This is a genomic window from Clostridium sp. NSJ-49, from assembly GCF_014287725.1.
Classification (GTDB): Bacteria; Bacillota; Clostridia; order Clostridiales; family Clostridiaceae; genus Clostridium; species Clostridium disporicum_B.
This window is the reverse complement of the sequence record NZ_JACOOP010000039.1, coordinates 1-14,841: the sequence shown is the minus strand read 5'-3', so window position 1 is coordinate 14,841 and position 14,841 is coordinate 1. Positions and strand designations below refer to the sequence as shown.

Annotated in this window: 13 protein-coding genes and 1 riboswitch; of the genes, 12 read left to right on the top strand and 1 reads right to left on the bottom strand. The window is 29.1% G+C overall.

The features are described from left to right. Window positions 1–116 precede the first annotated feature (116 nt). The 12 genes from H8S10_RS13020 (at window position 117) to H8S10_RS12965 (ending at window position 13,597) form a co-directional block, all read left to right on the top strand. Window positions 117–2,195, top strand: a complete 2,079-nt coding sequence (locus H8S10_RS13020) for an SPFH domain-containing protein (protein ID WP_207731888.1) — start codon at window positions 117–119, stop codon at window positions 2,193–2,195. Window positions 2,196–2,441: 246 nt separating this feature from the next. Then, window positions 2,442–2,597, top strand: coding sequence for a zinc-ribbon domain-containing protein (locus tag H8S10_RS13015; protein ID WP_055264903.1), 156 nt, complete (start codon window positions 2,442–2,444; stop codon window positions 2,595–2,597). A 144-nt stretch (window positions 2,598–2,741) separates the two neighbouring features. Beyond that, entirely contained in the window at window positions 2,742–3,842 is a 1,101-nt protein-coding gene (locus H8S10_RS13010; protein WP_186839178.1) for a hypothetical protein, read from the top strand. Window positions 3,843–3,979: 137 nt separating this feature from the next. Beyond that, a riboswitch (Lysine riboswitch) is annotated at window positions 3,980–4,176 on the top strand. Between the two features lie 118 nt (window positions 4,177–4,294). After that, on the top strand, window positions 4,295–5,596 hold the full coding sequence (gene lysA / locus H8S10_RS13005; RefSeq protein WP_186839177.1) for a diaminopimelate decarboxylase: 1,302 nt from the start codon (window positions 4,295–4,297) through the stop codon (window positions 5,594–5,596). 79 nt (window positions 5,597–5,675) lie between these two features. Next, complete coding sequence (locus tag H8S10_RS13000; RefSeq protein ID WP_055264909.1) at window positions 5,676–6,881, top strand: aspartate kinase; 1,206 nt, start codon at window positions 5,676–5,678, stop codon at window positions 6,879–6,881. Window positions 6,882–6,944: 63 nt separating this feature from the next. Continuing rightward, window positions 6,945–7,778, top strand: a complete 834-nt coding sequence (dapF, locus tag H8S10_RS12995) for a diaminopimelate epimerase (RefSeq protein WP_207642904.1) — start codon at window positions 6,945–6,947, stop codon at window positions 7,776–7,778. Window positions 7,779–7,804: 26 nt separating this feature from the next. Then, complete coding sequence (locus H8S10_RS12990) at window positions 7,805–8,953, top strand: M20 family metallopeptidase (protein WP_055264911.1); 1,149 nt, start codon at window positions 7,805–7,807, stop codon at window positions 8,951–8,953. A 30-nt stretch (window positions 8,954–8,983) separates the two neighbouring features. Next, window positions 8,984–9,976 (top strand): aspartate-semialdehyde dehydrogenase, encoded by a 993-nt coding sequence (locus H8S10_RS12985; RefSeq protein ID WP_186839176.1) that lies wholly within the window; start codon window positions 8,984–8,986, stop codon window positions 9,974–9,976. Window positions 9,977–9,997: 21 nt separating this feature from the next. Next, window positions 9,998–10,888 (top strand): 4-hydroxy-tetrahydrodipicolinate synthase, encoded by an 891-nt coding sequence (gene dapA / locus H8S10_RS12980; RefSeq protein WP_186839175.1) that lies wholly within the window; start codon window positions 9,998–10,000, stop codon window positions 10,886–10,888. Window position 10,889: 1 nt separating this feature from the next. Beyond that, window positions 10,890–11,645, top strand: coding sequence for a 4-hydroxy-tetrahydrodipicolinate reductase (gene dapB, locus H8S10_RS12975; protein ID WP_186839174.1), 756 nt, complete (start codon window positions 10,890–10,892; stop codon window positions 11,643–11,645). Window positions 11,646–11,671: 26 nt separating this feature from the next. Continuing rightward, window positions 11,672–12,382 carry a 2,3,4,5-tetrahydropyridine-2,6-dicarboxylate N-acetyltransferase gene (gene dapD / locus H8S10_RS12970; protein ID WP_186839173.1) on the top strand — a complete coding sequence of 237 codons (711 nt, stop codon included), beginning with the start codon at window positions 11,672–11,674 and terminating at the stop codon, window positions 12,380–12,382. Between the two features lie 30 nt (window positions 12,383–12,412). Then, window positions 12,413–13,597, top strand: a complete 1,185-nt coding sequence (locus tag H8S10_RS12965; RefSeq protein ID WP_186839172.1) for an aspartate aminotransferase family protein — start codon at window positions 12,413–12,415, stop codon at window positions 13,595–13,597. Window positions 13,598–13,630: 33 nt separating this feature from the next. Here H8S10_RS12965 and H8S10_RS12960 read toward each other — a convergent pair whose 3' ends face one another. After that, window positions 13,631–14,356, bottom strand: a complete 726-nt coding sequence (locus H8S10_RS12960) for an ATP-binding protein (protein WP_186839171.1) — start codon at window positions 14,354–14,356, stop codon at window positions 13,631–13,633. Window positions 14,357–14,841: the final 485 nt, after the last annotated feature.

Sequence of the window (14,841 nt, the reverse complement as noted above, 5' to 3'; positions counted from 1 at the left end):
TTTTGTACAAAAATATTAATATTCTCCTATGAAATAGAATATATAAGGTAATTAACAATATATTTAATAATGAAATAAGTATAGTAATTTTAAAAAATAATTAGGAGGTAGATTTATTGGGGAATATTAGTGATTATATCAAGATTGCAGGAATAATTATTGGGGTAATATTATGTTTATGGTTCTTACTTTGGATTTTTGGATTAAGAATTATAGACAATGATAAAGTGGGAATTGTAGAAAAATGGTGGAGTAGAAAAGGATCATTAAAGGAGCAAATAATAGCTTTAAATGGAGAAGCAGGGTATCAACCAGAATTATTAAGAGGAGGTATTCATTTTAGAACTCCTTTAATTTACAAGATTCATGTTGTACCTTTAGTTACTATTCCACAAGGAAAAGTAGCTTATGTATTCGCTAGAGATGGTAAAGCACTTGAACCTACACAGACTTTAGGAATGGTTGTAGAAGAGAGCAATAACTTTCAAGATGTAAGAGGATTTTTGATGAATGGTGGTCAAAAAGGACCTCAAAGAGGAATTATAAGAGAAGGTACTTACGCATTTAATTTAGCACAGTTTGTTATTATAACTGAAACTGTTACGTATTGTCTAAAAACAGGAACTAAAGCAGAACAAGAAACATTAAAGGCGATGGCTAAGTTAATTCATGAAAGAAAAGGGTTTGAGCCAGTTATTATTCAAGGTAATGCTGATTTAGTTGGAATAGTTACTGTTCATGATGGTCCTTCACTAGGAGGAGAAAATATAATATGTCCTACTGTTGGAGATGATGCAGCTGATCCTAATTATCATAATAACTTTCAAGATATAGATGCATTTTTAAGAGCCGGAGGTTTTAGAGGGAGACAATATCAAGTTTTAGCTGATGGTACTTACTTTATAAATAGGTTATTTGCTACTATTGAATTTATTCCTAAGGTAGTAATTCCAGTAGGGTTTGTAGGTGTAGTAGTATCTTATACAGGATCAAAGGGAGAAGATTTTTCAGGAGTAGATTATAAACATGGTGAGTTGGTGAAAAAAGGATATAGAGGCGTTTGGAATGAACCTCTAATGCCAGGAAAATATGCCTTTAATACTTACGCAGGTAATATAATTAAAGTCCCTACTACAAATGTAATTTTAAAATGGATATCTAATCAAATAGGAAATCACAAATATGATGAAAATCTTAAAGAAGTTAGTTTAATCACTAAGGATGCATTTGAACCTAACTTACCTTTATCAGTTGTATTTCATATAGATTATAGAAAAGCACCGTTAGTTATCCAAAGATTTGGAGATATAAAGATGCTGGTAGATCAGACTTTAGATCCAATGATTTCAGCATATTTTAAGAACATTGGTCAAACAAAAACATTAATTGAATTAATTCAAGAACGTAATGAGATTCAAGCTCAAAGTTCAAAAGAGATGCAAGAAAAGTTCGGACATTATAACTTAGAGTTAGAAGAAGTATTAATAGGAACACCAGCAAGTCCAAAGGTAGGAAATGAGATAGAAACTATATTAACACAATTAAGAAGTAGACAGATAGCAAGAGAGCAACTTCAGACTTATGAAACTCAACAAAAAGCAGCTGAGAAAGAAAAGGAATTAAGAGAAGCAGAGGCAGTTGCAAAGCAACAAACTACATTAACAGAGTCTGATATAAATATTATGATTCAAGAAAATCAAGGGAAAGCAGAACTTATGAAAGCAAGACAAGATGCGGAAAAGATACAAAAGTTATCTGAGGCCGATGCATATAAAGTTAAAAAGGAAGCAGAGGCAGAAGCGTTTAAGATTAAGATTACAGCTGAAGCAGAAGCTGATAAGGAGGCTAGAGTAGGTATATCAAAGGCTATAGCTGCTAAGGAACAGGTTAGTGCTTATGGAGGTCCACAATATAAAGTTGTTAGTGATGTAATGGCTTCATTTGCAAATGCTATTAAAGAAGGAAAAATAGATATAGTTCCTAAGACATTAGTAAGTACAGGAAGTAATACAGAAAATGGAGGAGCAAATGCTTTTGAATCTTTAATAATGCTTTTGTTAAGTGAGAAGTTTACTGAAGGAGAGTTTATTAAAGAGATTGATGAAGTAGAACAAATAAAAAAGATTAAAGATGAAATTATGAATCAAATATCGAATATGGAGAGTTCATTAAAAGATGAAAATATAAGAGATTAATTAAGTAGCATATTGTTTAATAATTGAATGATTTATCGATAATAGATGTCAAATATGATTATATTTAAAGAAGTAAATATACAAGTTGATAATTAAGTTTATAGGATATAAAAAATAATAGATTATATAAAATAAATTGAGTAAGTAATGAATATATTCCGTTTTCTTGGGGATAAATAATATTGAAAAAAGTACTTTACTCACTTTTAGTACTTTTAAGTTCCAAGTTCCAAGGAGGAAAGAAAAATGACAGATAAAACATTAGTATGTAGAGATTGTGGTCAAGAATTTGTATTTACAGTAGGAGAACAAGAATTCTATAAAGAAAAAGGATTCACTAATGAACCTACAAGATGTGCTGCTTGCAGAAGAGCTAAAAAAGAACAAAACAATAGAAGATAATTAGTCTTTTGTTCTAACATCGTATTGAAAGATATAGTTTATTTTTCAATACGATTTTTTTTGCTTTATATTATGTTTGCTAAAAATCACATTATGACAAAAAAACTCATATGTATATCTTATACGAGATGAGGAGAAAGTGATATGAACAAAAGAGTATTTTTAGCTAAAGAAGATCAATATTATAGTAAATTAGGGATTGGTAAGAAAGTAGATATATGGGAAGATGGCCTTAGAACGTCAGGAGATAGGGGTTCATATGAATGGTGGTATTTTGATGCTGAATATAATAATGGGTGTAGATTTGTAGTAATATTTTATACAAAAGATAGATTTGATGTTAAAGGACCAGGGAAGCCAACAGCTACTTTAGATGTCACCTTACCAAATGGTCAAACAATTTGTAGAACAATAACAGAAGAAAATAAAAATATAATACATGCATCAAGAGAACGATGTGATGTAAAAATAGGAGATAGCTTTATAAAATATCAAGATGGAAATTATTACATTCATTTTGAAGACACATTAGTACAGTATGATTGTGTTATGAAAAGTACTCTTCCTATGTATAGACCTAAAACAGGTTATACATTTTTTGGAGAAAACGAAAATCTTTATTTTGGATGGTTAGTACCGCAACCAAGTGCAGAAGCTTCAGGACAAGTAAAAGTTAATGGATTAAGCATGAAGCTAGAGGGTAATGGATATCACGATCATAATTGGGGAAATGTTGAAATGGATAGAATAATAAATCATTGGTATTGGTGTCGAGCTAAGATAGGTCCTTATACAATTGTTGCTAATGATATTATTTCAGAGAAAAAATATGATTATTTAAGATCTGCTACTTTATTTATTGCAAAAAATGAAGAGGTTCTAGTGGAAGATGAGAATAAAATTAAGATTGAAAGGAATAATACAAAAGAGCATAATTTAACAGAAAAATTTATAGATAATAATATAACTTTTATTTATGTAGATGAGAATGAAACAAAGTATACGATAGAATTCATAAGAGAGAAGGATATTTTTGCATCATCTCTTTTAAATGTTATGGGATTATCTTATAGTGAAATTTTATTTTCAGTATCAAGAGGAATAAATCCAACTTATCTTAGATGTATTGGAAAAGCTAGATTAACAATAGAATCATCTAAAGGAAAAGAGGTTTTAGAAAGTGATGCTTTGTGGGAGCAAATGTTTTTTGGAAATAATAAAATAGCATATATAGCTAAAGAGTAAGAAAAAATAGTTATATAAGAAAATATAAGAGGAATACTTTTTTAGCTAGATAATAAAATTAGAATAAATATTTGACACAAATGTAATAAAATGTTAAACTTTATTTAACTTAATGTGAATTTAATATGTTTTAAACAACTTGTTGTAGAGGCCGCGATTGTCATCAGTACTATAACAGAAAGTTCAAATATGAGATTTGATAACTTCAATGTATAGGAAAGGGGCCATCGCCGAAATAAATAGATAAGAGTCTATTTATTGGGTCTATGTTTAAGAAGCATAGAACTGTCTTATGAGAATTGCCCAATTTTCATAAAGAAGAGCTACATCTTGTTGGGGCAGAAGGTTTTGTTTTATATTGTTTTAAAACAGTCATGAGTACCTTTTGCTCATGACTGTTTTTTATTTACTAACTTATATAAGTTGAATTTTAGTAAATAGGAGGATATAACATGAATTTATTTGGAACTATGAAAAAAAATCAAAATGGTAATTTAGAAATAGGTAATTGTGATGTTGTTTATCTAGCAAAAGAATATGGAACTCCGTTATATGTAGTTGATGAAGAGTTAGTAAGAAGAAACTGTAGAGTTTTTAATGATAATTTTAAAGGAAAAGGAATTGAAACAGAAGTAATATATGCCTCAAAGGCATTTTTAAACTTAGCGATTTGCAAGGTAATAGAAGAAGAAGGGTTATCTCTTGATGTAGTTTCAGGAGGGGAACTTTACACGGCTATTAGAAGTAAATTTCCATTAAGTAGGGTTTACATGCATGGAAATAATAAAACAGAAGAAGAGTTAAGATTGGCTATAGAATCAGGTATAGGAAGAATAGTAGTTGATAATAGAGATGAATTAGATTTAATTGAATATTTATGTAATGAATTAGATAAAAAAATTGAAGTTCTTTTAAGAGTAAATCCAGGAGTAGATGCTCACACCCATGAATATATACAAACATCTAAAAATGATTCAAAATTTGGAGAATCTATATTTAGTGAAGATATATATGAAGTAGTAAGAAAATTTATGAATAGTGAAAGGGTTACTTTAAGAGGATTTCATTGTCATATAGGATCACAAATATTTCAGGAAACATCTTTTTATATGAGTGTTTCAGTTATGGTTGATTTTATTAGCAAAATAAAAGAAAAATGTGATTTTGTTACCAGAGAATTAAATATGGGTGGAGGCTTTGGAGTTTACTATTCTGATGGAGATGTACCTATAGAATTAAGTAATTTCTTAAATAACATGGTGATATCAATTAAAGAAGAATGTGAAAAGCATAATTTATTAATACCTAAAATAATGATAGAACCAGGAAGATCAATTATTGCAAATGCAGGTACAACGTTATATAAGGTTGGTGGAACAAAAAAGACTTACGGTGATAAAAATTATATTTTTGTTGATGGAGGAATGACAGATAATATCAGAACTGCATTGTATGATGCAAAGTATGAAGCTGTAGTAGCTAATAAGTTCGATAATAAGGAAAAAATTGAATATACGATAGCTGGAAAATGCTGTGAATCAGGAGATATTATAGTTAAGGATATAATGCTTCCTAAAGTTGAAAGAAATGATATTTTAGCTGTTCTAAGTACTGGGGCTTATAATTATTCAATGGCTAGTAATTATAATAGGATACCTAGACCAGCAGTTGTATTTGTAAGGGATGGTATAGCGAGAATAGCAGTTAAAAGAGAGAGTTATGAAGATATTTTAAAAAATGATGTAATGTTTTAATAAGAATTTATGTTTTTTATTTAAAGTTACATTTTGATAAAGAGAGAAGATATTTCATATTATTAAAGGGGGCAATGAAATGAATATTGTAGTACAAAAATATGGGGGCACTTCAGTAGGAAGTATTGAAAAAATTAAGTTTGTGGCTAGAAGAGTTATTAACGAAAAGGAAAAAGGAAATGAAGTGGTTGTTGTAGTTTCTGCAATGGGGAAGACAACAGATAATCTTATAAATATGTCTAAAGAGATTTGTAATAATCCTAATAAAAGAGAATTAGATATGTTGCTATCTACAGGTGAACAGATGTCTATATCATTATTATCTATGGCTTTAGAGGCCGAAGGTTATAAATCTATATCACTAACAGGGTTTCAAGCGGGCATTAAAACACAAGGTATTCATACAAAAAATAAAATAGCAGATATTGACGTTAGGAAGGTAAAAAAATATTTACAAGAAGGAAAAATTGTAGTAGTAGCAGGTTTTCAAGGAATTAATGAAGATGGAGATATAACTACTTTAGGTAGAGGTGGATCAGACACTACAGCTGTTGCAATAGCTGCAAAACTAAAGTGTCCTTGCAAGATTTATACAGATGTAGATGGAATATATTCTATAGATCCTAGAGTATATAAAGAAGCAAAGAAAATTGATTATATAAGCTATGAAGAAATGATGGAAATGGCATCATTAGGTGCAGGGGTTATGGATGCGAGAGCTGTTGAAATAGGGTGTAAATATAATGTACCAATTTATGTATCATTAAATACTGGTGATGTAAAAGGAACATGGATAAAGGAGTATGATGAGAGAATGGAAGAAAGAGTTATTACTGGACTTACAATTAGTGAAAATAATTTAATGATTACTATAAATAATGTGTTATTTAAATCAAATAATATAGCAACGATTTTTGAAAGATTAGCACAAAATTTTATAAACATAGATATGATAAGTCAGACAGCACCTGCGAATGGATATGTTAATGTTTCATTTACTGCAAGCAAAGATGATTTAGAAACTATAAAAGATGTTATAACAAAAATTAAAGATGAAATTTTAGGTATTAATATATCTGTTGAATTAAATATAACTAAAGTATCTGTTATAGGAATAGGGATGATGAATCAAAGTGGAGTAACTGCAAAGGTATTTAAGATTTTTGCTGAAAATAATATAGAATTTAAACAAGTTACAACTTCAGAGATAAGTATATCATTTGCTATTGATTCTAAGGACAAGCAAAAAGCAGCAAATATTCTAGCAAAAGAATTAAATTTATAAGTTAAAATTTAAATAATCTATTGGAATACTTAAAGATATTTGAATAGAATAGTGGGGGCAAAGATGATTAAGTTTCAAAAATTTCATGGAACAGGAAATGATTTTATAATTTTAAAAGAAAGAGATTTGAATTTTGAAGATTATAGTGAGTTGGCTAAGAAAGTTTGCAATAGACATTATGGAATTGGGGCAGATGGAATGATTATTGTATCAGAATCAACTAAGGCTGATATAAGAATGAAGTTTTATAATGCAGATGGATCTATAGCTAGTATGTGTGGAAATGGTATACGATGTTTTTCAAAGTTTGTTTATGAAAATGGAATTGTAAAAGGAAAAAACTTTAATGTGGAGACTTTAGCGGGAATTATGAAGCCGGAAGTGATAGTGGAAGATGGTAAAGTAAATTTCGTAAAAGTAAATCTAGGTAAACCGATTTTTGTATCAAGTGAAATACCAGTAAGTAATGGTAATAAATATTTTATTAATGAAGAAATTAGTGTAGATGGAAGCTGCTTTAAGATAAGTTCTTTAGTAGTTGGAACGATTCATACAGTATTATTTGTTGATGATTTTAATGATTTAGATATAAAAGCAGTTGGACGAGCAATAGAATATAATGATATATTTCCAATAAAAACAAATGTTAATTTTTGCAAGGTAATTGATCATAAAAATATAGAAGTAATCACATGGGAAAAAGGTGTTGGGATTACTCTTGCTTGTGGAACAGGAGCTGCATCATCAGCAGTTATAAGCTCAATTTTAAAAGGTTGTGATAAAAAGATAAATGTAAAAGTACTAGGTGGTAATCTTATAATTGAGCAAAAAGATGATGAAATATTTATGACAGGGCCTGCAGAGTTTATTTGTAGTGGAGAATATAATTTTAGATAGAGAAAATAGTTAAAGGGTGTGTTTAAATGTTTTTTGAGAAAGAAAAGTTTATTGATGAAGTAAGATTATATAGAAGAGAGCTGCATAGAATTCCTGAAATAGGGTTTTGTGAAGTAAATACTTCTAAATATATAAGAGAAAAATTAGAAAGCTTTGGTTACGAGGTAAAATCTGTAGCAAAAACTGGTCTTATAGCATTTAGACAAGGAGAAATTTCAGAGGAGTCTATAGCATTTAGAGCTGATATAGATGGGTTAAAAATTTTAGAAGAAACTAATGTATTTTTCCAGTCGGAAAATGTTGATTACATGCATGCTTGTGGACATGATGGACATATGTCTATTTTATTAGGATTTGCTCATTATATATCTACTATTAAGTCAGTAAATAAAGGGATATTATTTATATTTCAACCGGCTGAAGAGGGGCCTGGTGGAGCAGAAGTTATTATTAATGAAGGGGTTTTAGATCATTACAATGTTAAACATGTTTTTGGACTTCATTTATTTCCTGGATTGAATGAAGGTGAAATAGGTATAAAAGCTGGCCCAATGATGGCACAAACTGCGGAGTTTGATATAGATATAAAAGCAGAAAGTGGACATGGAGCAGCACCACATAAAGCCAATGATGGAATAATAGTAGCGGCTCAATTGATTAACTCTTTCCAAAGTATAATAAGTAGAAATATTAATCCAATAGAAGGAGCTGTTTTAACCATAGGTACAATAAATGGAGGAGAAAGACGTAATATAATAGCTGAAAATATTAGGCTAGAGGGGACATTAAGAGCTTTTGATAAAGAGGTATATTCTAAAATTAAAAGTAGAATGAGTGATATATGTAAGGGGCTGGAAACTATGTTTAACGTAAATATAAACATTGAATTTAGAGATATGTATCCAGCAGTAAGAAATGATAGAAAATTATTAAGAAGTTTAATTAAATTTTTACCGGAAGAAAGATTAGTAGATATCGATCCAATGATGCTAGCAGAAGATTTTGCTTATTATCAAGAAGCGGTGCCTAGCTTGTTTTTTATGCTTGGAGTTAAAAATGAGGAGTTAGGATATACACATCAACTTCATAATTCAAAGTTTAATTTCAATGAAGAAGTTTTGGTAGAAGGAATGGAACTTTATCATAAAATCTGTGAAGGATTAAATGTTTATTAAATATTAAGATTAATTGGGGTGGAATATAAAATGAAAAAAGCAAATCTAGCAATAGTTGGTGCAACTGGAATGGTTGGAAGAACATTTTTAAAAGTATTAGAGGAGAAAAAATTTCCTATAAATAATATATATTTATTTGCATCAAAAAAATCAGCAGGTAAGAGTGTTAATTTTTTAGGTAGAGATATTATAGTTGAAGAATTAAATCATGATTCTTTTAAAAGAGATATAGATATTGCTTTATTTTCAGCAGGTGGTGAAATAAGCAAAGAATATTCTCCAATAGCGAGAGAAAATGGAGTTGTAGTTGTTGATAACAGTAGTGCTTGGAGAATGGATAAAGATATTCCACTAGTAGTTCCAGAGGTTAATCCAGAGGATATAAAGTGGAATAACGGAATTATAGCTAATCCAAATTGTTCTACAATTCAAGCGGTATTACCTCTTAAAGTTTTACATGATGCTTATAAGATAAAAAGGATTGTTTACTCAACTTATCAAGCAGTATCTGGATCAGGTGTTGGAGGTATAGATGATTTAGATAACACAATAAAAGGATTAGAAAATAAAAAGTATCCATATAAGATTGCATATAACTGTCTTCCTCATATAGATAGTTTTATGGATAATGGTTACACAAAAGAAGAAATAAAAATGATAGAGGAAACTAAAAAGATTTTAAATGATGATACTTTAAGAATTACAGCTACAACTGTTAGAGTACCAGTAAAATATGGTCATAGTATTTCTATAAACGTAGAATTTGAAAAAGACTTTGATATTGAAGATGTGTTTAAGCTTTTAGAAAATTCAGAAGGAATCATTCTACAAGATGATGTTAAAAATAATATTTACCCAATGGCCATAAATTGCGAAGGTAAAGACGAAGTTTTTGTAGGTAGAGTAAGAAGAGATTTTAGTGTAGAAAGTGGATTGAATTTATGGGTAGTAGCTGACAATATAAGAAAAGGTGCCGCTACAAATGCAGTGCAAATTGCAGAAATATTAGTGAAAGATATGTAAAGATTGAAGGGTGGAGAAAAGATGAGTTTATTTGAAGGGTCCGGAGTTGCTTTAATAACTCCATTTAAAAATAATAAAGTTGATTATGAAAAGTTATCTGAACTAATAGAATTTCATATAGAAAATAAAACAGATTCTATAATAATATGTGGAACTACTGGTGAGTCATCAACTATGAGTGATTATGAGAAAAAAGAAACTATAAAGTTTACAGTAGATAAAGTTAATAAGAGAATACCGGTAATAGCTGGTACTGGTGGAAATAATACTAGTTATGCAATTGAGTTAAGTAAATATGCGGAAGAAGTAGGTGTTGATGGACTTTTATTAGTAACTCCATATTACAATAAAGCTACACAAAAAGGGTTAATAGAGCATTATAATGCAATAGCTACTGAAGTTAATATTCCTATAATTTTATATAATGTTCCAGGAAGAACTGGAGTAAATATTTTGCCTAAAACTGTATATGAACTTTCTAAAATAAAAAATATAAAAGCTATAAAAGAAGCTAGCGGCAATATATCACAAGTAGCTGAAATAGCAAGATTATGTGGAGATGAATTTTATATTTATAGTGGAAATGATGATATGATAGTGCCTGTATTATCATTAGGGGGAAAAGGGGTTATATCGGTAGTTGCAAATATATTACCAAAAGAAACTCATGATATTGTAATGAAGTATTTAGAAGGTAATGTTTTACAAGCTAAAAATTCTCAACTTAGAATGTTAGATCTTATAAATGCTTTATTTATTGAAGTTAATCCAATTCCAGTTAAAACAGCTATGAACATTTTAGGAATGGAAGTGGGAAATCTTAGGTTGCCTCTAACTGACATGGAAGATAAAAATAAAAAAATATTAATACAAGCCATGGAAGAGTATGGTGTAAGGAATTGGAGGAAATAATATGTTAAAGGTAATATTAAATGGATGTAATGGTGCTATGGGAAGAGCTGTAACAAAAATAGTTTCAGAAAGCTTAGATGTAGAGATAGTAGCAGGAATAGATAAAAATACGGAAATGTATCAAAATAGTTATGAAGTTTTTAATAATATATTTGATTACAAAGGTAAAGCTGATGTAATAATAGATTTTTCACATCCTAGTTGTTTAGATGATATTTTAAGTTATGGTAAAAAAAATAATACTCCAATGGTAATAGCAACTACAGGATTAAGTAGTGAAGATTATAAAAAAATAGAAAATGTAGCAAAGAGCGTTCCAATTTTTAAAACAGCTAATATGTCTCTTGGAGTAAATTTATTAATAGATTTAGTTAAGAAAGCAGCGCTAGCATTACAAGAAAATTTCGACATTGAAATTATAGAAAAACATCATAATAAAAAAGTAGATGCACCTAGTGGAACTGCTTTAATGATAGCAGATGCTATTAATGAAGAGCTAGATAATTCGATGGAATACAAATACGGTAGAGAAGGTAAGAAGGCGAAAAGAGAAGAAAAAGAAATTGGTATTCATGCTGTTAGAGGAGGGACTATTCCAGGAGAGCATACTGTTATTTTTGCAGGATTAGATGAGATATTAGAAGTTAAACATACTGCTTTATCTAAAAATGTATTTGCTAGTGGAGCAGTAAAAGCGGCAAAATTTATTGTAAATAAAGAGAATGGTTTATATAAAATGGAAGATTTAATGAATTAATTTGGTTATAGAAAGGAAGAAAAAATATGAATAATAATAATTTTACAGATCCATATGAAATTGCTAGATTTATAAAGGATGCAAAGAAAGTTACTCCGGTAAAATTATACATAAAAGGAGACATGGATAATATAAACTTTTCAAATTGTAAAGTTTTTGGATGTGGAGATTCAAGAATAGTCTTTGGTGAATATGAAGTAATAGAGGAAATATTAGAAAATAATGAAGATAAAATAGAACATTATGAATTAGAAAATGATAGAAGAAATTCAGCTATACCACTATTAGATATGAAGAATATTCAAGCTAGAATTGAACCAGGAGCACTAATTAGAGATAGAGTAAGTATTGGGAAAAATGCTGTAATAATGATGGGAGCAGTTATTAATATTGGTGCTGAAATAGGGGAAAATACAATGATTGATATGAATGCAGTAGTAGGAGCTAGAGGAACTATCGGCAAAAATGTTCACGTTGGTGCAGGTGCTGTAATAGCAGGTGTATTAGAACCACCAAGTAAAACTCCAGTAATAGTAGAAGATTATGCTATGATAGGTGCAAATGCAGTTATATTAGAAGGTGTTAGAATAGGTAAGGGAGCAGTAGTAGCTGCAGGATCAGTCGTTATCAATGATGTTGAACCTAACACTGTTGTAGCAGGAACCCCAGCAAAAGTAATTAAAGAAAAAGATGATAAGACAGCAGATAAGACTAGAATTTTAGAAGATTTAAGATAAATATCTTTTATACCATAAGGGGGCATAAAAATGGGGACTTTGCATGATAATGACAAAAAATATATATTAAATCTTTATAATAGGTTAAATTTGGAAGCGGAAAGAGCAGATGGAGTATATCTATATGATAAGAATAATAATAAATACTTAGATATGTATAGTGGCATATCTGTTAACAATTTAGGGTATGACAAAGAAATTGCTAATGTAATAAAAAATCAAGTAGATAAGTATATTCATTTATCTAATTACTTTGTTTCAGAGCCAACAGTAAATTTAGCTAAACTATTAGTAGATAATTCTTTTGCATCAAAAGTATATTTTTCAAATTCAGGGACAGAGGCTAATGAAGCAGCAATTAAATTATGTAGAAAATATGGAAGAAAGATTAATGATAATAAAATTGAGATATTATCTGCGTTAAATTCATTTCATGGAAGAACTTATGGAGGATTAACACTAACAGGTCAAGAAAAGTATCAAAACGATTTTAAGCCTTTACTTTCTGGAGTAAATTATTTTGAATTTAATAATATAGAATCTTTAAGAGAGAAAGTAAGTGAAAATACTTGTGCAGTTTTCTTAGAGGTAATTCAAGGTGAAGGTGGAATAGTAGAAGTATCTCAAGAGTTTATGAATGAATTAGTAAAGTTGTCAAAGACGCATAACTTTCTAATTGTCATAGATGAAATTCAAACTGGTATAGGAAGAAGTGGAGATTTATTTGCTTTTGAAAAATACAATATTACTCCTGATATAGTTACATTAGCAAAATCTATAGGTGGAGGATTACCTTTAGGTGCAATGTTAGTTAATGAAAAATTAGAGGAAGTGTTAAAGGTTGGAGACCATGGAAGTACCTTTGGAGGGAATCCAGTAGCTTGTGCAGCTGGGGCGTACGTTTTAGATAAAATAGTAAATACAGATTTATTAAAAGAGGTAAAGGAAAAAAGTAATTATCTTTTAAATGAGCTAGAAAATATTAAAGAAGAATTCCCAACATTAATTAAAGAAATTAGAGGTAGGGGAATGATGATAGGTATAGATGTAGGAGAAAATGCTATAGCAATAAGAGATTGTGCTCTAGATAATAGATTACTATTAAACGTGACTAACAAAACTATTATTAGATTATTACCATCCCTTTGTATAAGTAATAGTGAGATTAATGAGTTTTTAGAAAAATTTAGAGAAGTATTAAAAAGCTTCATATAAAAATACCTGGCGGAAGTTTACCGCCAGGTATTTTTATATTTTTTTAATTTCGTCCTTATTCCATATATATAATTGATCTGAATTATTTAAAGCAGAAAAGAGTTTATTTTTAAGATTAGGAAAAGTGCTGTTTAGATTTTTTATTAAATCCTTAACCTCTTGTCTTTTAGTATGTCCATCAGCAGGACAAGGATTCTTTATAATTGGGTAATTATAATCTTTAACAGCCTTTTTTATCATATATTCATCTATATAAACCATAGGTCTAATTATTGTAAGATTAAATTTTTCCATATATGATTTTGGAGCAAAACAGTTTACTCTACCTTCATAAAACATAGTCATAACAAAGGTTTCTACTGCATCATCCTTATGATGTCCTAATGCAACCTTAGTACAGCCAAGTTTCATGGCTGCATCATTTAATGCACCACGTCTCAATTTTGCACATAAAGAGCAAGGATTTTTTTCATTTTTAATATCAAAAACGATTTTAGCTATGTCAGTTTGAATTTCGTAAAAAGGAACATTTATTTTTTTGCATAATGTATGTAGAGGACCATTGTCCACATCTCCAGGATTTAAAGTTATAGCTATCAAATCAAATTTTTGAGGAGAAAACTTTTGATAATTTTTTAGGATATGAAGAAGAGTAACGGAATCTTTTCCACCTGAAAGACCAACAGCAATCTTATCACCATCGCTTATCATATCAAAATCATTTATAGCTTGTCTTGTTTTACTTAATAACTTTTGCATATAGAACTACTCCTCTCAGTATTGTTTAATCTGTACATATTTTATCAGAGAATAGACTATTGTACAAATAAGTTTAGTTTTTATAAATGCTAAATGTAGAAGCAATTTCGTTAATATTAATAAAAATTATATAATTGAGATAAAAAGGGATATTCTTAAAAAGAATTATTAAGTACAAAAAGTATTATTCAAGAGAATAATTTGCACTTTGTCCTAAAATTTTAAAGAAATATAAAGAAAAATAACATAAATATACATAATATATAGAAAAAACGTTTAATTGGTATTATAATGTAATTAATGTTTTATGTAAATGAATACTTTATATATAAAAGGATAATTATATACTTTTAATGTGGAAATTTAAGAATCTGTTAAGTTGATATGAAAAAATAGCTTGATTTTTCATAGAATTGCTCGCTCTTTGAAAATTATATAAGTTTGAATTTTTTATTGTATGGTAAACAAACCTACAATAAAATTGA

Excerpts from the sequence above, each read along its gene's own strand:
- H8S10_RS13015 (WP_055264903.1), top strand. The coding sequence starts at position 2,442 with ATGACAGATAAAACATTAGTATGTAGAGATTGTGGTCAAGAATTTGTA.
- H8S10_RS13010 (WP_186839178.1), top strand. The coding sequence starts at position 2,742 with ATGAACAAAAGAGTATTTTTAGCTAAAGAAGATCAATATTATAGTAAA.
- lysA (WP_186839177.1), top strand. The coding sequence starts at position 4,295 with ATGAATTTATTTGGAACTATGAAAAAAAATCAAAATGGTAATTTAGAA.
- H8S10_RS13000 (WP_055264909.1), top strand. The coding sequence starts at position 5,676 with ATGAATATTGTAGTACAAAAATATGGGGGCACTTCAGTAGGAAGTATT.
- dapF (WP_207642904.1), top strand. The coding sequence starts at position 6,945 with ATGATTAAGTTTCAAAAATTTCATGGAACAGGAAATGATTTTATAATT.
- H8S10_RS12990 (WP_055264911.1), top strand. The coding sequence starts at position 7,805 with ATGTTTTTTGAGAAAGAAAAGTTTATTGATGAAGTAAGATTATATAGA.
- H8S10_RS12985 (WP_186839176.1), top strand. The coding sequence starts at position 8,984 with ATGAAAAAAGCAAATCTAGCAATAGTTGGTGCAACTGGAATGGTTGGA.
- dapA (WP_186839175.1), top strand. The coding sequence starts at position 9,998 with ATGAGTTTATTTGAAGGGTCCGGAGTTGCTTTAATAACTCCATTTAAA.
- dapB (WP_186839174.1), top strand. The coding sequence starts at position 10,890 with ATGTTAAAGGTAATATTAAATGGATGTAATGGTGCTATGGGAAGAGCT.
- dapD (WP_186839173.1), top strand. The coding sequence starts at position 11,672 with ATGAATAATAATAATTTTACAGATCCATATGAAATTGCTAGATTTATA.
- H8S10_RS12965 (WP_186839172.1), top strand. The coding sequence starts at position 12,413 with ATGGGGACTTTGCATGATAATGACAAAAAATATATATTAAATCTTTAT.
- H8S10_RS12960 (WP_186839171.1), bottom strand. The coding sequence starts at position 14,356 with ATGCAAAAGTTATTAAGTAAAACAAGACAAGCTATAAATGATTTTGAT.